This window comes from Rhizobacter sp. (assembly GCF_046595475.1).
Classification (GTDB): domain Bacteria; phylum Pseudomonadota; class Gammaproteobacteria; order Burkholderiales; family Burkholderiaceae_C; genus Rhizobacter.
Window position 1 is genome coordinate 55,124 of the sequence record NZ_JBKJOQ010000107.1, and the last position, 20,252, is coordinate 75,375.

A 20,252-nucleotide genomic window follows, 5' to 3' on the forward strand; every position below is an offset into this window, starting at 1 on the left:
AGATGTTTGCCTCGAAGTGCACCTCGGCGGCGTAGAAAGTTTGCGGACGGCCAGCGGCATGCACCAGCCGTTCGGTTTGCGCCTCGCTGAATCGCGGCGTTGGCCAGATGACCGCTCTGTCACCAGCTGACCGGCAGCTCGGGGTCGAAAGCCATCGCGGGCCCCGCCTACGACGAGCTGCCTAGACCAGACTGAACCAGTCCTCCGCGTTGCAAAGCCGGCCGCCAACTTCTCACCGACCCCCGTCGCCCCCTTCAGCTCTCCAACAACCGCAGCTTCACACTGCGCCCCTTCACCTTGCCAGCCGACAGCTTGCGCACCACCTGCTGGGCGATGCCGCTTTCCACCGCCACATAGGTGGAAAACTCGTTGACGCTGATCTTGCCGATCTGCGAGCCTGCAAAACCCAGGTCTTTGGTGAGCGCCCCCAGCACGTCGCCGGGGCGGATTTTCTCTTTGCGCCCGCCGAGAATCTGCACGGTTTGCATGGGCGGCTTGAGTGGCTCGGCGCTGGTGCTGTTGAGCTCGGCGACCGGTTGCCATTGGCTGGTGATGTTCATCGCCTTCTCGATGTTGCCCACGCGGCCCATCTCATTCATGCTGGCCAGCGTGAAGGCCCAGCCTTCTTCGTCGGCGCGGCCGGTGCGGCCTATGCGGTGGGTGTGGGTGTCGGTGTCTGCCGCCACGTCGACATTGATCACGGCCTCAAGCTGGGCGATGTCGAGCCCGCGGGCGGCAATGTCGGTCGCCACCAGCACGCTGCAGCTGCGGTTGGCAAAGCGCACCATCACCTGGTCGCGGTCGCGCTGGTCCAGGTCGCCGTGCAGCTCGAGCGCGGCAAAGCCTTGCCCGCGCAGCACCTGCGTGAGGTCGCGGCACTGCTGCTTGGTGTTGCAAAAGGCGAGGGTGCTTACCGGTCGGTAGTGGTTGAGCAGCAGAGACACCGTGTGCAGTCGATCGGCCTCACGCACCTCATAGAAGCGCTGGCGGATCTTGGTTTGCGCATGCTGCTGCGTGAGCTTCACCTCTTTGGGCTCGCGCATGAAGGCCGCGCTGAGCTTGGCTATGCCCTCGGGGTAGGTGGCCGAGAACAGCAGCGTTTGCCGCTGCTTGGGGCATTGCTTCACGACGGTGGCGATGTCGTCGAAGAAGCCCATGTCGAGCATGCGGTCGGCTTCATCGAGCACCAGTGTGTTGAGCGCGTCGAGCTTCAGGTTGCCGCGCTCCAGCAGGTCCATGATGCGGCCCGGCGTGCCCACCACGATGTGCGCGCCATGCTCAAGGCTTGCAAGCTGCGTGCGCACCACGGCGCCACCGCACAGGGTGAGCACCTTCACATGGTCTTCGGCCCGGGCGAGGCGGCGCACCTCTTGGGTAACCTGCTCGGCCAGCTCGCGCGTGGGGCACAGCACCAGCGCCTGCACGGCAAAACGCCGCACGTTGAGGTTGGCCAGCAGAGCCAGAGCAAAGGCGGCGGTCTTGCCGCTGCCGGTCTTGGCCTGGGCGATCAGGTCGTGCCCGGCCAAGGCCAGCGGCAGGCTGGCGGCCTGGATGGGCGTCATGTCGGTGTAGCCCAGCTGCACCAGATTGGCACGCATGGCAGGCGGCAAGGGGAGGGAGTCGAAAGAATGGGCGGTCATGGGTGATTATCGTTGGCAGCAGTTAGAGTCTCGGGGCCTTACTGCCGACTCTTCATGCCCACGACCCCGCACAAAAGCCTGCCCGACACCCACAACCTGCCCAACCCGCGCCACGGCAAACGGGTGCCAACTCACATCGACAAAGAGCAGCTCGCACGCATACGGCAAGCCGCCTATGTGCTGCCGCAGGTGGTGAAACCAGGCGACTACATCGCCGAGCGCAGCGCCGGCTTCGAAGAGCATCTCGACAAACTGGGCCTGGTGCTGCTGCAAAAAGCAGTGGCCGGCGCACGCCCCAGCCGCTGGATTGCCCCCGATCTGATGGACAGCGCGCTCGCACACCTGGACGCCGTGGGCACAGGCCCGACCGTGCGGCCGCTGATGCAAGAGCGCACTGCTGCGCTCGAAGCCCTGGGGGTGTCGCGCGACGCTGGCCGCTGGACGCGCCTGATCAGCCACACGCTGCAATTGGCCGAGCCCGGCTGGCGCGTGCCGGTGCTGTTTCGCGTGCCGGTCGATGCCGCGCCGGTGTGGGCTTTTTATCGAGCTGGCGACAAGGAAGCGTTGTTGGCCGCGCTGGGCTCACCACCCCAGTACCCGCACGCCGCCGACCTGCTGGCTTACCTGGAAGCCCTGCTGGCGCGCAGCCGCGCCCACAAGCCGCGGCACATCGAGTCTCTGCTGCCGCGTCTGCAGTCAGAGTGCGCTACGCCCCAGACCGCCACCGACATCGCCGAGCTGAAGGCCGCCTGCACGCGCGCGCAAGACCGCTGGGAGCACCGGGTGACCGAGCTTGAAACACTGGAGGGGCTGAACAGCGAGCTGGCCTTCCAGGGCTACCCCGACACCTTCGAGAAGGCGCGTCACCTGCAGCGCACGGTCACGCTTTACGTCGGCCCGCCCAACAGCGGCAAGACCCACGCTGCCTTCGAGCGCCTGGCCCAGGCGCATGACGGCGCCTACCTCGCACCGCTGCGGCTGCTGGCGCTGGAAGGTCGCGACCGCCTGGTCGGGCGCGGCGTGGCCTGCTCGCTGTTGACGGGTGAAGAAAACGTGCCCGCCGACAACGCGAGGGTGGTGTCGAGCACCATCGAAATGGTGGGCACCAACAAGCCCATCGACGTGGCGGTGATCGACGAAGCGCAGATGATCTTCGACCCTTACCGCGGCTGGGCCTGGACGCAGGCCATCGTGGCCGTGCCGGCCAACGAGGTGATCATCATCTGCTCGGCCTACGCCGTTGCGGCCATCGAAAACCTGCTGGGCCTGTGCGGCGAGCGCTGCGAGGTGCGGCATTTCGAGCGCAAGCAGCATGTGCAGATGCTGGCCCACCCCGTGCCCATCTCGGCGCTGAAGCTGGGGGATGCAGTGGTGGCCTTCAGCCGCCGCGACGTGCTGATGTTGCGCGACCAGATCGCCGCCAGCGGCCACCCGGTGTCGGTGATCTACGGTGCGCTGCCGCCCGAGGTGCGGCGCCGCGAGGCCGAGCGCTTTGCCACAGGTGAGTCGCACATTCTCGTCGCCACCGATGCCATCGGCATGGGCCTGAACCTGCCCATACAGCGCGTGCTGTTCAGCACCATGGTCAAGTTTGACGGGCAGGCCGACCGCACGCTGAGCGAGTCTGAAGTGCACCAGATCGCGGGGCGAGCCGGGCGCTATGGCATGCACGAAGAAGGCTTCGTGGGCGTGCTGAAAGAAGCCGAGCCCTCGGCGGCGCGGGTGCTGAAAGAGCTGCTGCCCAAGACGCCCCGCGCCCCGCGCGACTTCAAGGCGCCGGTGGCACCTAACGGCTGGCATGTGGACACCATTTCGTCGCGCCTGCACAAGACCAAGCTGCGCGAAGTGCTGGGTGTGTTCATGGAGCAGCTCAAGCTCGACGACGCGCACTTCGCTGTCGCCGAGCTGGAGCAGATGCTCGAGCTGGCTGAAAAGCTCGACCAGAGCGCGGGCAAGCTCACACTGAAAGAACGCTTCATCTATGCGCAGGCGCCGGTCGACACGCGCACCGAGTCGCAGGTGCAGGAGTACCTCGACTGGAGCAGCAGCCACGCGCTGGTCGGCAAGGCCGGCAGGCCCTGGTTTCTGGACGCAGTAGACAGCCACAGCCGCCTCGATCGCATGGAGCAGGCGCTGCGGTCATGCACCTTGTGGCTGTGGCTGGATCTGCGCTTCCCCGGGGTCTATGGCCACCTGGAAGAAGTGATCGCCTTGCGCAGCCTGCTCAACGACGGCATCGAGCGCCAGCTCAAAGGCAAGCGACCGTTGGCGCAGGTCAGGCGCGGTCAGCGCAGGATGCACTGATGAAGGCCCCCGCGCGGCTGCAGTCGCTGATCGAAGAAGGCCTGATCGACACCGTGGTGCGCCAGCTCATGAGCGGCAAGGAAGCCATGGTCTTCGTGGTACGCAGCGGTGGTGAAACCCTTTGCGCCAAGGTCTACAAGGAAGCGACACACCGCAGCTTCAGGCAGGCTGTCGACTACACCGAGAACCGCAAGGTCAAGAACACCCGCCAGGCCCGCGCCATGGCCAAGGGCACGCGTTTCGGCCGCGAGGCGCAAGAGGCCGCCTGGCAGAGCGCCGAGGTCGATGCGCCCTACCGCCTGGCCGCCGCCGGCGTGCGCGTGCCCAAGCCACATAACTTCTACGACGGCGTGCTGCTGATGGAGCTGGTAGCCGACGAAGGCGGAGACGCCGCGCCGCGCCTCAACGATGTGGTGTTCACCTCGGAACAGGCCTTGGCGCATCACGCCACGCTGCTGGTTGAGGTGGTGCGCATGCTGTGCGCAGGTGTCGTGCACGGCGATCTGTCTGAGTTCAACATCCTGCTCGCCGCTGACGGCCCCGTGATCATCGATCTGCCGCAGGCCGTAGACGCCGCCGGCAACAACCACGCGAGCCGCATGCTGCTGCGCGACGTGGGCAACCTGCGCAATTTTTTCGGGGGCTTTGCGCCCGAGCTGCTTCACACGCAATACGGGCCCGAGATCTGGGACCTGTACCAGCGAGGGGCCTTGACCCCTGAGGTGGCGCTCACCGGCCGCTACGAGCACCAAGCCGGCGCGGTTGACCTGGGCAGCGTGATGCGCGAGATAGACGCCGCGCGTGACGAAGAGGCCGCGCGGCGCCTGCGCATGCAGCTCTAGTCGTAGACAGTGCTCAGCGAGGCGGTTTGCGCGCCGCCGCCGCAGGGGTGCCTTGGGCCACCTTGTTGCCGGTGCGAGCCTTGAGCGCATCCCTGAGCAGGTATTCCACCTGCGCGTTCACGCTGCGCAGTTCGCCGGCCGCCAGGCGCTCGATCTCGGCCCAAAGCTGCGGGTCTATGCGCAGCAGGAACGATTTCTTGTCAGGGCTGGCCATGGGCGGAGTACTGCGTCAGCGCAATCAGTTGTACAGCGTGCCCGCGTTGACCACCGGCGTGGCGTCGTGGTCGGAGCACAGCACCACGAGCAGGTTGCTGACCATTGCGGCCTTGCGTTCGTCGTCGAGGTGGACCAGCCCGCGCTCAGTCAGCCCCTTGATCGCCAGCTCGACCATGTCGACTGCGCCCTGCACGATCTTGCTGCGCGCGGCAATGATCGCTTCGGCTTGTTGCCGGCGCAGCATGGTGCCGGCGATCTCGGGTGCGTAGGCGAGGTGGGTCAGCTTGGCGTCGACAACCACGATGCCGGCCTGTGCGAAGCGCGCCTGCAGCTCGGTGCGCAGGGCCGCGGCCACCTCGTCGGTGCCCGAGCGCAGGGTGATCTCGCGGGCGGTGTTGGCGGCGGGGTCGTTGATGTCGTCGTAGGCGTAGCTCAGCGCCAGGTGGCGCACCGCCGATTCGGCCTGGGTGAGCACATAGGCTTCGAAATCCTCGACATCGAAGCTGGCCTGCGCCGTGTCCTCGATCTTCCAGACGATGGCAGCGGCAATCTCGATCGGGTTGCCACGCAGGTCATTGACCTTGAGCTTCTCGCTGTTGAAGTTGCGCGCCCGCACCGACACCTTCTTCTTCGCGTAAAACGGGTTGGCCCAGCGCAGGCCGTCACCGCGGTCGGTTCCGCGGTAGCTTCCGAAGAGGGTGAGCAGCACGGCCTGGTTGGGCTGCAGCATGTAAAGGCCGGCCAAGCACCAAAGGCAGCCGAGCATGCCGACGCCAAACAAGGCCGCCAGCATCGGTGCCGGGCGGCTCAGCAGCAGAAAAGCCGGAAAGATGGCGAGCACCAGCGCCATGCCCAGATAGACGAAACCATTGCGCGACGAGGCAGCGCGCTCGCGTGAAGCTGTCTTCTCCATGTGACTCTCTCCCAAAGTGCTGCTCGCCGTGGCGGCTGCAGGCTTCGAGGCCGGCTGCGGACGATCCGCAGTGGCTTCAAAGTGATATCACTTTAGTATCGAGTTGTGGCGCCGTCAAGCGGCGCCGGTCACAAGCTCATTGCGTGTTGGTGACGATGGTGACGCGGCGGTTTTCGGGCGCGGCTGGCACTTGGCGGTTGAGCAGGTCGGTGTCGCCCTTGCCTTCGGCCTTGAGACGCTCGGCCGCGATGCTGTGGTTGGCGACCAGATAAGTGCGCACGCTCTCTGCGCGTTGCTGCGACAGGGTCATGTTGGCCTCGTGCTGGCCGCGCGGGTCAGCATGGCCTTCGACGTTGAAGGTGTAGTCGGCCAGGCGGTCGTTCTTCAAGGCGGCGGCCACCACGTCGAGCTGCTGCTTGGCGGGGGCAGTGAGGTCAGACGAATTGGTCTCGAAGGTGATGAGCAGCGAGGCGCTTGGTTTTTTCTTCGGCGTGATCACCGAGTCGGTGCTGCGGCTCACCTTGAGGCTGCGCGTCAGCACCGGCTCGGGTGCCGGGGTCAGGGCGTCCAGCAGGTTGCTTTCGGTCACCTTGTTGCCCTTGAGCAGAGTGGTTTCTTCGGCCCAGGTGTTGGCGCAGCTGCCGGCCAGCAGCAACACGGTGGCGATGATCTTGGCGGTGGGGGTGAGGTTCAGACGCATGAAAGGTCTCCTGGCATCAAGCTGAGCGCATGGTGACCGATAGCGGGCAAGAGGGGAAGCGACCAAGGTCACCCCGACGCGTGACTGAGGTCACCCGATGATCGGACCGGGCACGGTGTCGCCCCACAGGCTGGACATGCGGGTGATCTCGGCCGGGTCGCCGATCCACACCGCAATGGCGCTGTAGTTGTCTTGACGCGGCTGGGCGGCGAGGCGGATCGCATCGGCCATGTGGTCTAGCCACTCTTGCGGGTTCTTGGCGTTGGCAAACGAGGTCTCGATGGCGCGTTTGTCGAAGTGGTCCCACCAGCCGTCGGAGCACAGCAGGAAGGCGTCGCCGTCTTCCACCGCGACGAGGCTGTCGATCGTGTTGGGCTCAAGGCCATCGTCGGCGCCCATCGCAGCGAGCAACTGATTCTTTTTCGGGTGGGTCAGCGCTTCTTCGGGGGTGAGGTAGCCGGCGTCGACCATGCGCTGCACCACGCTGTCGTCCTGCGTCACGTGCAGCACGCGGCCGTGGCGCAGCATGTAGAGGCGCGAGTCGCCCACGTGCGTCCACACGGCCTCTTCGCGGCGTGCGTCTATCCACAGGGTTACCAGCGTGGCGTGCATGCGGTCGCGGCTGCTCTTGTCCTGCTTTTGCACCAAGGCCTCGTTGGCATCGCACACCAGCTGGGTGAGGTAACCGGGTGACGCCTGCGTGGCGGTTTGCAGGCCGAGCTCGGTCATGCGAACCACGATGTCAGAGGCGATGGCGCCGCCACGGTGGCCGCCCGCACCGTCGGACAGGACGGCGTACCAGAACGACCCGCTCTGGCCGTGGCGCATGTCGTCTTCGTTGTGGCTGCGCCCACCCACCTCGCAGCGGGTGGCGATTTCAACCTGCAGCATGCCGGTACGCCTCTTCTTCAAACAGGGTGCCGGGACGCGTCCAGCCGATCCAGCTGCTCTTCGTAGGCTTCGATGAAGGCCTTGCCGAAGAGGTCGTGAAAGTCTTCTTGCGCATCGTCGCGCACGCGCTTGAAGTGCTGCAGGTAGAGCTCCCAGAGCTTGGCGCGGCGGTTCATGGGCAGCACGCTGTCGAGCACGCTGTTGCCGGCCAGTTTGCTTTCCAGGCGCGCGGGCTCAAAGCGGTCGAGCACGCCGGTGAGCGCGGCCCGCATGCCGGCCATGGTGCCGATGGCGTGGCCGAGCAAGTCGTCCATCACGTCGTTGACCGCGACCGGGCCCATCATGAAGCCACGCATGGGCGGCTGCAGCAGTTGCTCTATGGCCGCGCCTGCATCGGGCGAAAACTTGAGCGGGTTGTTGTTGCGCGCCTGGATGGTGGTGACGTCGGCCTTCAGCTCTTGCTTGGCTGCGGCACGTACGGCCACCAGCTTGATGGTGCCGTCTATCGAGTGGTGCAGCACCTGGCCGATCACCTTCATCAGCTCAGGCGTGAGGCCTTGCGGCAGCTTGATGTCGACGCCGGCACCTTCGCAGAAAGCGGCCCACAGCGGGTCGTTTGCAGTGCTGTGCGATGCGGCTTTGGGCAGGGCGTCGAGCGGCGCTGGGGCAGAGTCGAATACCGGGCGCGACGGCTTCACGCCGGGCACAGTGCCGGAGGGCGTTTCGTCGAGCACGCGGGCCACGGGCGGCGGCTTGGGCGTGGGGATGATGACGGTGCTGGCAGGCGGCGCGGGCAGGGGTGCGGGCGGCTTGGCGGCGACCGGCGCCGGTGGCGGTCGTGCGGGCTTGACGGCCGGCGGCACGTAAGCCGCCTTCATCTCGGGGGTGTGGTTGAAGCTGGCCGGCATCTCTGGCGCCGCGGGGGCGGCCGGGCTGTTGCCGCCGAACATGGCCAACGGGTCTTTGCTTTCGCTTTGGCTGCCCGGTGCGGTGCCGGGTTTGGGGGCAGACAGGAAAGAGGCCAGCGGGTCGCTGCCCGGCGTGGCGGGTGCGTTCAGGCCGAACATGGCGTCCAGGCTGCTGCCTGCCGGTGTCGCAGGGGTGCCGAGCAGGTCACCCAGGCCGAGATCGGCCTGCAAGGCGGCGGGGGACGGGTGGGGGCTGCCGCTCATGAACGAGTCCATGGCGGTGTTGACGGGGCCAGGTGGCGGCGAGGCCAGATCGGCGAAGGGGTCGAAATCGTCGGGCAAGCGTGTGGCACTGGCGGGCGGCGCCATGGGTGCTGGTACCGGGGCGGCTGGTGGCGGAGGCACCCGCACATGCACGGCGGTGGTCGGCGGGTTGGCGGGCTGGCTGCCCATCAGGCCGGCAAATGGGTCGACAGCAGGGTCGTTGGCGCCGGGTTTGGCGGCGCTGCCCAAGAGGTCGGCGAAGGGGTTGGAGGCCGAGGTGGTGGGTGCTGATGAGGCCCTGGGGGCGGCCGTGGGTGCTGTGGTGGGCCCGGTGGTCGAGCCCAAGGGCGCCGTACGCGGCCGTGGGTTGGTGCGGGTTTCGCTGGCCGAGGCCTTGATCACGGTGCGCGCGTCGACCGGCGCTTCGGTGGCCGGCTCGGCTCTGTCGGCCACGGTGGCGCGCATGCCATAGCCGCCGACGACGATCTCGTCGCCCTGGGTGAGGGTGGCGCCTTCGCCAGGGTTGACCGGCCGGCCGTTGACGGTGATGGCGTTGGCGCTGCCCACGTTGCGTATGGAAAAAGCGCCATTGCTGAACCACACCTCAGCCTGCAGGCGCGAGATGTGGCGCTCGGGGTCAGGCAGGGTCAGGGTATTGGTGTCAGAGCGGCCGATGGTGCCGCCGCGCTCGTCAAAGTGCCCGGTGATGGCCTGGGACAGGGTTTCATTTTTCAGTGTGTGGGCGCGAATCACGAGATTCATGGGGGCTCCAGTGGCAAGGGCTGGTCTTCCTCAAGACATGGCTTGCCAGAGTTGCCTTTATCCGTTGTGCGGTGACGAATGGCAATCAACGAAAGTCATGCGGGACTGCGCGCGGTTTGTGCCACGTGCGAAATTGCCCATCTCGGTCGTTCCCGTGTTTATCGGGGGCAGACCGGCTCGGCTGGCGCGGTTTCGCGCAGTTGCTTGAGCAAAACGTCGGTGGTGCGCCCGGTCGCCGCCCAACCCAGCCGAGTCTCTTCTTCAGAGATGGCCAGGCGCGTTTTCGTGCCGGGGTTGCCATCGACCCTGACTTCGGGGTGCATGGCCGACAGCAAGCATTGCAGCTCTTTGATCTCGGCACGCGACAGGCCCCGTTGTGCGCTGGCCCAGGCGAGCGGCGGCGTGGGCACGCCTTTCAGGCTGTCGGCGAGCAGGCCGACGGCATAGGCGTAGCTGAGCGAGTAGTTGTACTTGTAGTGCGCTTCGAAGTTGGGCGAGGCCAACAAGTAGGGGCCTTCGGCGTCGTCGTTCAGGCTCAGCAGCACGAAGGGCGTGTCGGCGGGCACGCCGGGCGCGGGCTGGCTGAGCACCACACCGCGCCGCTGCCACTCGCTCAGCGGGCGGCGGTTGGCATCGAGCAGCTTCTTGGCCACGCGCGAGTAGAGCGTGCCGCCGAAGGCTTTCTCGCGCAGGGCGATCGAGCGGTTGAAGCTTGCCGGCAGCGTGACGGCCAGGGCCCAGGGGCGGCCGGGCTGCCAGCCATCGGCGCGCACCTTCTTGGCCGTGAGCATCAGGGCGTCGGGCACGCTGTGGATGATGTCGACCTTGCCGTCTTGGTCGCCATCGGCCAGCTGTTCACCGGGCTTGCCCCGGTGGGCGAGGTAGGTGGCGGGAATGAACTGCGTCAAGCCAAAGGCACCCGCAAATGAGCCGAGAAAGTCTTCTGGCGATACGTCGCCCAGGCGCAAAACCTCGATGGCGGCAAACAGCTGGCGTTGTGCGCCTTCCTTGGCGGCAGCGCTGGCCGAGACGGGGCCGCAGGCGCGGTTGGTCAGCGCGTCGATCACGCGGTAGCTGCCCTGGTAGCGGCCGAAATCGGTCTCTACCCCAAAGAAGGCCACCACCGTCTCGGGGTCGACACCGGTCTGCGCCTGGATGAATTGCAGCGGCTCACGCCATTGCGCCAACACCTCGCGCCCCTGTGCAATGCGCTGGTCGTCGACCAGAAACCCGATGTATTCCCAGGTCGGGTTGATGAACTCGGGCTGAGGCTGGCCCGGCTCGGCCAGCTTGGGGTCGTAACGCACGTCAGCCACGAATTGGTCAAAGACCTGCGGCGGGATCTGGGCTTGCGTGCGTGCCTTGGCGCGCAGCTGGCGCAGGCAGGGTGCGATGTCGGGCTCGGCGGCCAGGCAGGGCAGGCTCATCGGGCCGATCAGGCCCAGCAAAACAAGTGCGGCAATTTTCATGGTGAGGTTGATGGGGTGCCGGGCCATGCTAACTGTCATCACTCGGGTGACGGTGCCTTCTACACAGCGGCCTCATGGGCCCGTGCAGATTTGACTGGCACGCCGGCGGTGGTGATGCGGCCGTGGATGGCCCGCAAAGTTCGGCACTTTGACTGCGAAACGCCGCGCGCCGCCAGCACCGCGCCGTGGGCAAGCATGCACAATGGGCCGCTCCTGCAGCCCCCACACTTCAACATGAACGCATCTACCCGCAATCGCTCGGCGCCGGCAGTTTCTCTTGTGTTGGCTGCCGCCCTTTGCGCGGCGCTGGCGGCCTGCGGCAGCAAGCCCACGGCCCCTGCCGCGCCACCCCCTGCGCCGGCCGCCGCGCCTGAGCCGCAGCCCCTAGTCGCCCCCGTTGCGGCACCCGCCCCGCCCACGGCTGCGCAGCAGCAGCAAGCCCAGAAGGCAGCACAAGGCGCCATCGAGTTGCTGGAACAGGGCAACGAAGAGCAGGCCCGCAAGGAGCTGCAGCAAGCCCTCTCGCTGGACCCCGCCAACAAGCTGGCCCTGAGCCTCATGCGCCAGATGAGCGATGACCCGGTCGCGACGCTCGGCAAGGAATCCTTTCCCTACGTGGTGCACAGCGGCGACACCCTCTCGCGCATCGCGGGCCGCTTCATGGGTGACATCTATTCCTTCTACATCCTCGCCCGCTACAACGGCATCAAGGTGCCGCGCCATGTGGCCGGTGGGCAGACGATCCGCATCCCGGGCAAGGCGCCGCCTGCGAGCGCGTTGACGGCAGCACCTGGTCGTGCAGACTCACGGCGGGCCGAGCCTGCTGAAGCCGCCGCCCCGGCTGCGCCACCTGCTGCGGCGGAGACGGCCTTTCGCAGTGGCGAGGCGGCTGCCAAGGCCGGCATGCTCGAAAAGGCGCTGGGCGACTATCGGCGTGCAGCCGGCCTCGGTCACCCGTCGGCCACGACCCAGGCTGATGCCACGGCCAAGCGCCTGATCGACATCCATGCACGCAATGCCCGTGCGGCGATGGCCCGCCAGGACGCCGACGGCGCCATTCGTTCCTGGGATGAAGTGCTTGAGATCGACCCACGCAACGAGACCGCCCGGCTCGAAAAGCAGAAGGCCTTGCGCCTGAAAGACAAGGCCAAGGCGCCCGGCTGAGCGCCTGACTCCGTTCGGGCTGAGCTTGTCGAAGCCCGCGTGCCCCTGGGCGCAGGCACTTCGACCCGCTCATTGCGAACTGAAAGTGGGTTGTCGCGGAATGGGGAAATCTCAATAACGCTGCGCTGCCCTAACGTCGTGCCGCGCTTGCCGGCTTGGCTGGTGCAGCGGCATGCTGCGCTGCGCAACCTGGGTGCTTGGGCGACACCTGCAGGCAGCGCTTGAACACCGCATCCGCATCCTTCGCCGGCAGCGACTGCGCCTTCTTGTAGAGCAGGTCGGCCAACAGGTCTCGCGCGGCGTGGTCGCCAGGCACCGCCTTCAGTTGCCCGGCCATCAGCTCTATGGCTTCGTCGAGCCCGCCCTGGTTGGCCAGCGTGGCGGCTTGTTCCATCAGCGGCGGGTTGCCGGGCACTGATGGGTCGCTGCGCCTGTGCGCCCCTTCGGCAGGGGCCAGCGTGCGGCCGGCCTTGAGCAGATGGTCTTGCCTCAGGCGCGTGCGCTCGATGGCGCGCAGGGCCTCGGCAGCTTGGCTGTTTGTAGGCTGCAGTGAGACCACACCCAGGTAGAGCTGCTCGGCCTGGGCGGCGTCGCCATGCTTGTGCTCCTGGCTTGCGCGCGCCAGCAGCTCTTGCACCCGGGTGTCGATGCGGCGCTGCAGGCTGGCCCGCTGGGCACCGTATTCGCCGGGTCGCAGCAGGGCGAGCACTTCCCAGGCCTGTGTAGCTTCGAACCAGGCGCCTTGCTGTTCGAGGGCAATGGCCCGCTCCCATTGCTGCTTCTCGAAGGCGCGTATGCCCTCGGGTTCGCGGGCCGCGCGCACGGCGGGTGGGCCGCTGAGGCCGGAGGGCGTGCTGCTGGCGCAGGCACCCAATAGCGCGCCCAGCCCCGCCATCACAAGGCCGAGCGTGGGCTTCATGGCTGCGCAGGCGCCAGGCCAAGGGGTCGACTTATTTGCAAGCGAGCTTTGAATGCCTCGATATCGTGGGTGCCGTAAATCATGGTTCGGCGCAGCATCAGCGCCTGCCCATAGAAAGGCGTGCCGCCAGGGTTGACGGTCACGCCCAGCAGATAACGATTGCGTGCCAGCGCATCGAGCACGGTTTCATTGGCATCGCCATAGGGATAGGCGAACTGCGTCACCGGCAGCTTCAGCCGGCGCTCGATCTGCTCGCGCGGCACGCGCGCTTCGGTGTCCATGCGCTGCCGGTAAGCGGCCTCGCTCTCGTCGCGAAAGCGGTTGATCAGGTTGACGTGAGTCTTGGAGTGCGCCTGTATGTCGATCAGCCCGGTGGCCGTCATCTCTCGCATCTGCGCCCAGGTAAGGGCGTCGCCGGCGCCCACGAAATCGGTGTACAGGAAGACTGTGGCTGGAAAGGCGTGTTTCTTGAGCAGCGGGTAGGCGTAACGGTAGTACGACGCGTAGCCATCGTCAAAGGTGAGCACGACAGAGCGGGGTGGCAGGGCCTGCTGGCTGTCGAGGAATGCGGCCACGTCTTGCAGGCGCAGCACGTGGTAATCGTTTTGCGCCAGCCAGTCGAGCTGCTCGGCGAAGGCGGCGGTCGACACCGTCATGCGGCTGGTCGAGTTGCCCACGCGGTGGTAGCAGAGGATGGGAATGGTCTGGTAGCGGTCGTGCCGTACACCCGTGGCATTGGCCGGCTTGAGCGGCACGATGACCGGGTAGCCGGCATGCGCCTGGCCGCCCGAGTTGGCGTCGGCCACTTCCCAGTCGCGCTGCCCGCTGCCCAGGAAGCGCGCGGCAATCGACGCATTGGAGTCTTGCGCTTGCGGCATGTACAGCAGCCACCGATCGTTGCGCGCGAGCACCCCGTCGTTCGCGGCCGTGCTGGGCAAAGCCGCCGCCGCCGGCTCTGGCGGCGTGCTGGCGCATGCGCACACGAGCAGCGTGGTGCAGCAGACGAGCCGACGGGTGAGCAAAGGCAGGAGCACAGAGAGCGGTTGCACAGGGTGAGCGTTTGAGCTTCGCAGGTGTCGCCAGTGGCAGGCGCAGGCCGAATCTGCTTTATGAGCCTACAACAGTGTGGGTGCAATCAACGAAAGCCATGAGCGCCCCCATTACCTTTGTCATGTAGCGGGGCGTGGGCCCAATGCGACACTTTCAGGTGCAGTCGCTGACACACCATGAGCGAGTTCTTGTTGGCCAGCCACTGGGCATGTCGACTGCGTTGCCCGGCCGCCCGACTGCAACCCGCTCGCAAAGAGAGAACCTGCTCCATGAAAAACAAACTTGGCCTGCTGGCCTGCCTGCTCACGCTGAGCTCTGTCGCCTCGGTGGCCCAGGCTGAAGAAAAACGCAATGCCGTTTCCTTGTCGGGCAACATTTCGTCGGCGAGTGATTTCTCGCAGGCCAATGTGAATGCGGGCTACGAGCGCCTGCTGACCGACAAGATTTCGCTCTCGGCCAATGTGGTCTACCTGAAATCGAAATTCGGTGGCACCAGTTTTGACAGTACCGGCCTCACGGGTGGTGTGACCTACTACCTCGGGCGCCCGATGCAAAACTCGACCATGCTCGTCTACGGCAAGGGTGTGGTCGGAACCACGCATACCAGCGGAGCGGGCAGCGAGACCTTGTTCGGTGCCTTTGGCGGCCTTGAGCAGCCCATCGGCGAAAGCACCAGCTTGTTCGAGGAGTTGGGCCTTCAGCACACGAAGTTTGCTGGTGAGACGCTGAACCAGGTGGTCTTCAATTTCGGCCTCAAGCTGCGCTTCTGATGGTTGCCGCCCGCATTGTTTTTGCGGGCGCAGTGGCCGCCCTGGCGGCCGCTTGTGCCTCTCAACCGGCCTCGCCCTGGCCGAGCTGGGTCTTGCAGCCTGAAGCCGCGGGCGGCGTCTCGGCAGCCGAGTGTGTAGAGGCCAGTGGCAACCTGTCGCTAGACCGCAGCCAGGCGGCCACGGCGGCGCGGGTCACCATGGCGCGCAACCTCGAAGTCAACATCCAGGCGAGCGACGAGCTTTACACCTCGAAGACCGGCAAGCAAAGCAGCCAGTCTTTCAAGTCGTCTGCCAAGGTACTCACGGAAAAAGCATTGGCCAACACCCGCGTCACCCGCATCGAAGAGGTGACGGCTGGCAAAGGCAAGTGGCTTTGCGCCGAGGTGTCGCTCGATGCCAGCGGCACGCGCAGCCTGGTCAAGCAGGCCGTCGAGACGGCGGGCGCTGCGCCCTCGGCCGATGTGGAAGAAATGCTGCTGCAGCAGTTCCGCCGCCGCTCGGTGCCGGCGCAAGTGGTGCGGAAGAGCACGCAGTGAAACGGCTGCTCGCCCTGGCTTGCGCCGCCCTCGCAGCGCTGGCGTGTTTCAGCGCTGAGGCGGCCGCATGCAAAGTGGCGGGCGACGGTGACACCCCGCCTGCCTGGACCACGCCACAAGCCACCGAAGACCCCGCCGCCGTGAGCGCGGTGGGCTCGTCCACCATCGATGGCGACCGCCTCAGCGAGGCGCTGGCCGCAGCACGCACGCAAGCACTGAAAGAGCTGGCCGAGCGCATACGCGTGTCGGTGAGCTCCAGCGTCAAGCTCAACGACAGCAAGGTGAGCGAGGGTGGCAAGCAGGTGCTGCGCTCGTCCATCGAGTCGGTGGCCGAAGCCACCACCAGCGTCACGCTGCAAAACGTGCGTGCCGACCAGCAGTGGGTGGATGCCCGCCGCTGCCTGGCCTGGGTGCGCGTGTCGGTCAGCCGCGCTGATTTCGACCGCGCCCGCAAGCGCGATGTGCTGCTGGCGCTGGGCAAGCAGGTGAGCGCCATGCTCGCCACTGCCGAAGACGCCACCCGGCCGCTGCTGCAACGCGAGAGCTCTGCCGCGGCCGCCGCCTCATTGCTGGGCACGAATGATTTCAGTGACGTGCCCGAAGTGTCGGCCGCCGCGCTCAAGGTGCGCCTGGGCGGCGTGAACAAGATGCTGGCGAAGATGAAGCAAGACGAGGGTCGCTTGCTGGCGCTGGCGCAGGCGCATGTCGAGGCCTATGCCGACTTCAAGAGCAACACCAATCCGGTGGAGCGGCTGGCCGCTGCCGGGCGTGCGCTGCGGCCGCTGCGCACGCTGCTGGCGGCTGCGTGGGTGCCCGATGAATCAGCGATAGGCTTCGCCCCTCAAGCGCGCTTGGTCTCGCTGCTCAACGAGGCGGGCTACCCCTGCCTGTCGCGCAAGGCGGCAGACGACAAACAGCCGGGCTGCCCGCCGGCCGACGTGGCGCAGGAGCGGCAGAAGGAATATTTCGCGGGCCGACAGGTGCAACTGAGTTGCAGCCTGCGGCTCAGCGGCAAGGCGGCGCCCTGGGTCAAGGCCTGTGCGTCGCTCTCTGAATCACTGGCCAAGCTTGGGGCTCGTACCGAAGTGGGTGCCAAGGCTGACACCAAAGCGTCAACAGGCACCACGCAGATCCGCCTGATGGCCGACGGCCGCGTGAACACCCGCAAAGACCCTGAAGACAAAACCCCTGGCTACCGCTTCGAAGGGACGGTGAGCAGCCAGGTGCGTGGGCTCGACAGCCCCATCGACGATTCGTACCAGGCGCTCACAGGCTGGAACCCGGTGTCGGATGCGATGGCCACCGACATCCTCGCCATCAGCGCTGCGAAGCGCCTGGTCGAGCGCATTGGGCAGAGCTGGCAGTGATACGGCGCCTCGTCTTTTCGCTACTGGTGTGCACCGCGGCGAGTGGCGCTTGGGCCGCCGACGGCGTGCGCGTTTCGGTCGCGGCCTACATGGCCGAGCCCAAGTTCGCAGCCTACGAGAAGGTCGCACTCGCCCGCGCCGAAGAGCTGCTGGGCGACTCGAACTACGTGGTGCTTGACGAGGCCAAGGCCAAGCAGATGAAGAAGGGCTGGGTCGACCTGGCCGACCCGGGCCACGTGATCACCGCTGAAGAGTTCATCAAGCGCGCGGGCAAGTACGACATCGAGAAGTTGGTGCGCGTGGGCGTGAGCGTGAGCGTGAAGCCGGTACTGGGTTTGTTCTACACGGCCACGGCCACGGCTGAGATACGCATCGTCGACAAGGCGGCCCAGGTGCAGGCCTTCACGCTAGACGGCATGGGCACTCGCGGCATCCCGCCGTCTGATGGCCTGACGGAAGGCGCGGCGATCAACAACGCGATTCAACGCGCGGTAGATGGTGCAGCTCAGCGCGCTGGGCTGACCGTGCTGAGCCCGGCCGTGCCCAAGGCCGTGCCCTTGGTACTGGAGCCAGTGGCGACCGCGCCTGCCGAGGCCGAGCTGGCATCTGCATCGGGCGATGTGAGCGCAGAGCCGGCGTGGGCGGCGTCAGCCAAGTTCGCCAAGGAGACCTGGCGCGGCGAAGACAAGGCTTGCCTGGCCGTGTCGCCCGATGGCCAGGTGGGCGCTGTCGGCGGCTATACCTGGGCCATCAATCGGCTGGGCGGCATGTCGCGCACTTACGGCGGGCGGGTGCATTTGATCGACATCCGCCAGGCGCAGGAATTCAACGTGCACACGGTTCACCCGACAGGCACGCGAGAGGCCGGCGAAGACAGCAGCTCGGCTCCGCTGGCCTGCGGCTTCGTGGGCAACTGGCGTTACCTGGTGGTGGCCACGGGCAACGTGCTGTCGTGTTACGACGTGGAGCGCGGCACCGAGACCTGCCGGCTGCCCCTGAAGGGCGGCATCACCAAGGGCCAGCTGAGTGTGGGCCGCGTTGGATCGAGCGCCTACATGGCGCTGCAATCTGACAAGGGCAAGGCGTACTACCGCGTTGCCGTGGGCAACAAATAGGGCAAGGGACGACCATGTGCAGAAACATCAAGACGCTGTTCAACTTCGAGCCCCCCGCCACCGAGCTGGAAATACGTGACGCCTCGTTGCAGTTCGTCAGAAAGCTGAGTGGCTTCAGCGTGCCCTCGAAGGCCAACGAAGCCGCGTTCGAGCGCGCCGTGGAAGAGGTGGCCGCGTCGGCGCGCGCGCTCATCCAGTCGCTGGTCACCACTGCCGAGCCGCGTGACCGCGAAGTCGAGGCCGCGCGGGCTCGCGCGCGATCGGCCGCCCGGTTCGGCGCTCGCAACTGAGCAGCCTGGTGTGGCGCGGTTTCTCCACCTCCTGATGGGCTGCGCTGGCTTGCTGCTGTGCGCGCTGGCCAGCGCGCAAGTGCCCAAGCGCGTAGCCTTGCTGGTGGGCAATGCAGCCTACGCTGGCGCGCCCTTGGCCAACCCGGCAAACGACGCATCTGACCTGGCCGCAGCACTGAAGGCGCGCGGCTTCGACACCGTGGTGGCACTCAACAGCTCGCGCACCGACATGACGGCGCGCATACGCAGCTTCGTCGACAAGGTCGAGCCTGGCGCAGTGGCCTTGTTCTATTACGCCGGCCACGGCATGCAGGTGCGCGGCAAGAACTACATCATTCCGGTCGATGCCAAGGTGCAGTCAGAGGCCGACGTGCTCGACCAGGGCATCGAGATCGATTCCATCTTGCAGCGGCTGGAAATGAAGGCGGCGGCCATCAACCTGGTCATCCTCGACGCCTGCCGCAACAACCCGTTCACCCGCTCTTATGGTGGCGGCCTGGCGTCGATTGACGCGCCCAAGGGCACGCTGATCGCATTTGCCACCTCGCCCGGCAAGGTGGCGCTTGACGGCAAAGGCCGCAACGGCGTTTTCACCAAACACCTGCTGGCCAACATCGGCCTGCCGGGCTTGAAGGTGGAAGACGTGTTCAAGCGCGTGCGCATTGGCGTGACCGAAGAGTCGCGCGGCCAGCAAGTGCCGTGGGAGAACACCTCGCTCACCGGCGACTTCTATTTCATCGCGCCCAGCGGTGAGGCCGCGGCCATCGCGGCGCCCGATGCCGAAGTGCAGCGCATGCAGGTGGCCATGAGCACGCGCAACAAGGCCGCCTTGCTCAAGTACCTGGAGCTTTCGCCCACCGGCAAGCTGCGCCCGCAGGTGGCCGCTGCATATGAAAGCGTGATCGCCAGCGAACCCACGCGCAGCGCCGTCGAGCCCATCTATGTGCGCGACTGCCCCGACTGCCCGCGTCTGGTGAGCTTGGGGGGTACGCGTGCGATCGGCGCCTTTCCGGTCACGGTGAACGACTACGAGACGTGCGTGCGCGCCAACGCCTGCGACAAGCGCGACGTGGCCGAGCTGGGCGCCGACAAATACCCCGCCATCAACGTGAGCTGGCATGACGCGCAGAAGTACACGCAGTGGTTGAGTCAGCGCACGAAGCAACGCTACCGCCTGCCGACCGAGCCCGAGTGGGTGGCGGCAGTGGAAGAGGGACGCTACGTAGGCGAGGGCAAGGCGCGCCAGGTGGTTCCATTTGTAGACTGCCGCTCGGGCAACGGCTACGACCGCTCGGCGGCCATCGTGTCGGCATTCCCGTGGCGCGAATCGGCCTGCAACGATGGCTTTCCGCAGACCTCTCCAGTGGGCGTGTTTCTGCCCAACGCCATTGGCATGTACGACTGGGCGGGCAATGTGTGGCAATGGACGGGGAGCTGTGCCGACCCAAAGAAGCAGCCGTGCGAGAAATACGTGTTGAAGGGGGGCAGTTGGGCTTCGCCTGCGGCGGCGTTGGCGCCGTCAGCTGTGTTGTCGGCCGAGCCTGAGTTGCAGGGCAGCACGATGGGGTTTCGCGTTTATCGCGAGTGAGCGCCAGTGACGTTGGCTCAGGCGCGGAGCATGCCTCGGTAGGGGCCGGGGTCAGAGTCTCCGATGGGCACTGCGCCCGCCACGCGGCGAAAGAAGTCCACCGGTCCGACCCAGCCGGCCACTGCATAGGCATAGCCAGCGTTGCGCATGTCATGCAGGCTGGCGAGGAGCAGCGCTTCGCCTACGCCCTGCGATCGCGCCTCAGGCAGCACGCCGATGGGGCCGAACATGCCGCGCGCGGTGGCGTCGTAGCAGGCGAAGCCGATTGGGGCACCGCCTTGTGTGGCGACAAACAGGCTGACAGGGCGGTTGACCAAGGCCGCATGCGCTTCGCTCGCCCAGCCGCTGCCGAACTGCGCAGTGACCCATTCGACCAGCAGGCCATGCTCGGGGCCGAGGGGCTTGCGCACCGCGATGTCTGGCGTCACAGCGCGTGCCGCCGTGGACGGCAAGGCGTAGAGCTTGATCAGCATGTCCATGGGTTGAGTCAACTCAGCGAGCCGAGTGCATCCACAGCCACAGGGCCACTGCACTGAAGAGGGCG

The 20,252-nt window shown here is 66.4% G+C and carries 19 protein-coding genes; 9 read left to right on the forward strand and 10 right to left on the reverse strand.

The window, feature by feature from the left end:
* Window positions 1-254: 254 nt before the first annotated feature.
* Window positions 255-1,640, reverse strand: a complete 1,386-nt coding sequence (dbpA, locus tag AC30QB_RS19365; protein ID WP_489547901.1) for an ATP-dependent RNA helicase DbpA — start codon at window positions 1,638-1,640, stop codon at window positions 255-257.
* 54 nt (window positions 1,641-1,694) lie between these two features.
* Here dbpA and AC30QB_RS19370 point away from each other — a divergent pair, with 54 nt between their 5' ends.
* Both AC30QB_RS19370 and AC30QB_RS19375 read left to right on the forward strand, forming a co-directional pair.
* Window positions 1,695-3,944 (forward strand): helicase-related protein, encoded by a 2,250-nt coding sequence (locus tag AC30QB_RS19370; RefSeq protein ID WP_489547902.1) that lies wholly within the window; start codon window positions 1,695-1,697, stop codon window positions 3,942-3,944.
* Window positions 3,944-4,786 (forward strand): PA4780 family RIO1-like protein kinase, encoded by an 843-nt coding sequence (locus AC30QB_RS19375; RefSeq protein ID WP_489547903.1) that lies wholly within the window; start codon window positions 3,944-3,946, stop codon window positions 4,784-4,786. Before AC30QB_RS19370 ends, AC30QB_RS19375 begins: the two co-directional genes overlap by 1 nt.
* A gap of 13 nt (window positions 4,787-4,799) precedes the next feature.
* On the opposite strand, the gene AC30QB_RS19380 is transcribed toward AC30QB_RS19375, so the two are convergent.
* From AC30QB_RS19380 to AC30QB_RS19405, 6 genes are all read right to left on the reverse strand, one after another.
* The gene (locus AC30QB_RS19380; RefSeq protein ID WP_489547904.1) at window positions 4,800-5,000 is read right to left on the reverse strand and encodes a type II toxin-antitoxin system antitoxin; all 201 of its coding nucleotides are present in this window, start codon (window positions 4,998-5,000) and stop codon (window positions 4,800-4,802) included.
* Between the two features lie 24 nt (window positions 5,001-5,024).
* Entirely contained in the window at window positions 5,025-5,915 is an 891-nt protein-coding gene (locus tag AC30QB_RS19385) for an SPFH domain-containing protein (protein WP_489547905.1), read from the reverse strand.
* Between the two features lie 136 nt (window positions 5,916-6,051).
* Window positions 6,052-6,615: an OmpA family protein gene (locus AC30QB_RS19390; RefSeq protein ID WP_489547906.1), complete on the reverse strand. Its 564-nt coding sequence runs from the start codon at window positions 6,613-6,615 to the stop codon at window positions 6,052-6,054.
* A gap of 90 nt (window positions 6,616-6,705) precedes the next feature.
* Window positions 6,706-7,506, reverse strand: coding sequence for a PP2C family protein-serine/threonine phosphatase (locus tag AC30QB_RS19395; protein ID WP_489547907.1), 801 nt, complete (start codon window positions 7,504-7,506; stop codon window positions 6,706-6,708).
* A 17-nt stretch (window positions 7,507-7,523) separates the two neighbouring features.
* A complete protein-coding gene (gene tagH / locus AC30QB_RS19400) occupies window positions 7,524-9,440 on the reverse strand; it encodes a type VI secretion system-associated FHA domain protein TagH (protein ID WP_489547908.1) in 1,917 nt (638 codons plus the stop codon).
* Between the two features lie 158 nt (window positions 9,441-9,598).
* On the reverse strand, window positions 9,599-10,936 hold the full coding sequence (locus tag AC30QB_RS19405) for a lytic murein transglycosylase (protein WP_489547909.1): 1,338 nt from the start codon (window positions 10,934-10,936) through the stop codon (window positions 9,599-9,601).
* Between the two features lie 207 nt (window positions 10,937-11,143).
* Here AC30QB_RS19405 and AC30QB_RS19410 point away from each other — a divergent pair, with 207 nt between their 5' ends.
* Entirely contained in the window at window positions 11,144-12,073 is a 930-nt protein-coding gene (locus AC30QB_RS19410) for a LysM peptidoglycan-binding domain-containing protein (RefSeq protein WP_489547910.1), read from the forward strand.
* Between the two features lie 130 nt (window positions 12,074-12,203).
* On the opposite strand, the gene AC30QB_RS19415 is transcribed toward AC30QB_RS19410, so the two are convergent.
* Together AC30QB_RS19415 and AC30QB_RS19420 are read right to left on the reverse strand one after the other, a co-directional pair.
* On the reverse strand, window positions 12,204-12,992 hold the full coding sequence (locus AC30QB_RS19415; protein ID WP_489547911.1) for a hypothetical protein: 789 nt from the start codon (window positions 12,990-12,992) through the stop codon (window positions 12,204-12,206).
* Window positions 12,989-14,041: a polysaccharide deacetylase family protein gene (locus AC30QB_RS19420; protein WP_489547912.1), complete on the reverse strand. Its 1,053-nt coding sequence runs from the start codon at window positions 14,039-14,041 to the stop codon at window positions 12,989-12,991. Before AC30QB_RS19420 ends, AC30QB_RS19415 begins: the two co-directional genes overlap by 4 nt.
* A 270-nt stretch (window positions 14,042-14,311) precedes the next feature.
* On the opposite strand from AC30QB_RS19420, the gene AC30QB_RS19425 reads away from it, so the two are divergent.
* The 6 genes from AC30QB_RS19425 to AC30QB_RS19450 all read left to right on the forward strand — a co-directional run bounded on the left by AC30QB_RS19425 (window position 14,312) and on the right by AC30QB_RS19450 (window position 19,708).
* A complete protein-coding gene (locus AC30QB_RS19425; protein WP_489547913.1) occupies window positions 14,312-14,812 on the forward strand; it encodes a hypothetical protein in 501 nt (166 codons plus the stop codon).
* The gene (locus tag AC30QB_RS19430) at window positions 14,812-15,348 is read left to right on the forward strand and encodes a hypothetical protein (protein WP_489547914.1); all 537 of its coding nucleotides are present in this window, start codon (window positions 14,812-14,814) and stop codon (window positions 15,346-15,348) included. Before AC30QB_RS19425 ends, AC30QB_RS19430 begins: the two co-directional genes overlap by 1 nt.
* The gene (locus AC30QB_RS19435) at window positions 15,345-16,715 is read left to right on the forward strand and encodes a hypothetical protein (protein WP_489547915.1); all 1,371 of its coding nucleotides are present in this window, start codon (window positions 15,345-15,347) and stop codon (window positions 16,713-16,715) included. The genes AC30QB_RS19430 and AC30QB_RS19435 overlap by 4 nt, the downstream gene beginning before the upstream one ends.
* A gap of 65 nt (window positions 16,716-16,780) precedes the next feature.
* Window positions 16,781-17,830 (forward strand): hypothetical protein, encoded by a 1,050-nt coding sequence (locus AC30QB_RS19440; RefSeq protein WP_489547916.1) that lies wholly within the window; start codon window positions 16,781-16,783, stop codon window positions 17,828-17,830.
* Window positions 17,831-17,844: 14 nt separating this feature from the next.
* Window positions 17,845-18,120, forward strand: a complete 276-nt coding sequence (locus tag AC30QB_RS19445) for a DUF2277 domain-containing protein (protein WP_489547917.1) — start codon at window positions 17,845-17,847, stop codon at window positions 18,118-18,120.
* A gap of 10 nt (window positions 18,121-18,130) precedes the next feature.
* Entirely contained in the window at window positions 18,131-19,708 is a 1,578-nt protein-coding gene (locus AC30QB_RS19450; RefSeq protein WP_489547918.1) for a caspase family protein, read from the forward strand.
* A gap of 17 nt (window positions 19,709-19,725) precedes the next feature.
* Here the strand turns inward: AC30QB_RS19450 and AC30QB_RS19455 are convergent, their stop codons facing one another.
* Entirely contained in the window at window positions 19,726-20,187 is a 462-nt protein-coding gene (locus AC30QB_RS19455) for a GNAT family N-acetyltransferase (protein ID WP_489547919.1), read from the reverse strand.
* Window positions 20,188-20,252: the final 65 nt, after the last annotated feature.

Coding starts and splice junctions, on each gene's coding strand:
- dbpA (WP_489547901.1), bottom strand. CDS start 1,640: ATGACCGCCCATTCTTTCGACTCCCTCCCCTTGCCGCCTGCCATGCGT.
- AC30QB_RS19370 (WP_489547902.1), top strand. CDS start 1,695: ATGCCCACGACCCCGCACAAAAGCCTGCCCGACACCCACAACCTGCCC.
- AC30QB_RS19375 (WP_489547903.1), top strand. CDS start 3,944: ATGAAGGCCCCCGCGCGGCTGCAGTCGCTGATCGAAGAAGGCCTGATC.
- AC30QB_RS19380 (WP_489547904.1), bottom strand. CDS start 5,000: ATGGCCAGCCCTGACAAGAAATCGTTCCTGCTGCGCATAGACCCGCAG.
- AC30QB_RS19385 (WP_489547905.1), bottom strand. CDS start 5,915: ATGGAGAAGACAGCTTCACGCGAGCGCGCTGCCTCGTCGCGCAATGGT.
- AC30QB_RS19390 (WP_489547906.1), bottom strand. CDS start 6,615: ATGCGTCTGAACCTCACCCCCACCGCCAAGATCATCGCCACCGTGTTG.
- AC30QB_RS19395 (WP_489547907.1), bottom strand. CDS start 7,506: ATGCTGCAGGTTGAAATCGCCACCCGCTGCGAGGTGGGTGGGCGCAGC.
- tagH (WP_489547908.1), bottom strand. CDS start 9,440: ATGAATCTCGTGATTCGCGCCCACACACTGAAAAATGAAACCCTGTCC.
- AC30QB_RS19405 (WP_489547909.1), bottom strand. CDS start 10,936: ATGGCCCGGCACCCCATCAACCTCACCATGAAAATTGCCGCACTTGTT.
- AC30QB_RS19410 (WP_489547910.1), top strand. CDS start 11,144: ATGAACGCATCTACCCGCAATCGCTCGGCGCCGGCAGTTTCTCTTGTG.
- AC30QB_RS19415 (WP_489547911.1), bottom strand. CDS start 12,992: ATGAAGCCCACGCTCGGCCTTGTGATGGCGGGGCTGGGCGCGCTATTG.
- AC30QB_RS19425 (WP_489547913.1), top strand. CDS start 14,312: ATGAAAAACAAACTTGGCCTGCTGGCCTGCCTGCTCACGCTGAGCTCT.
- AC30QB_RS19430 (WP_489547914.1), top strand. CDS start 14,812: ATGGTTGCCGCCCGCATTGTTTTTGCGGGCGCAGTGGCCGCCCTGGCG.
- AC30QB_RS19445 (WP_489547917.1), top strand. CDS start 17,845: ATGTGCAGAAACATCAAGACGCTGTTCAACTTCGAGCCCCCCGCCACC.
- AC30QB_RS19455 (WP_489547919.1), bottom strand. CDS start 20,187: ATGGACATGCTGATCAAGCTCTACGCCTTGCCGTCCACGGCGGCACGC.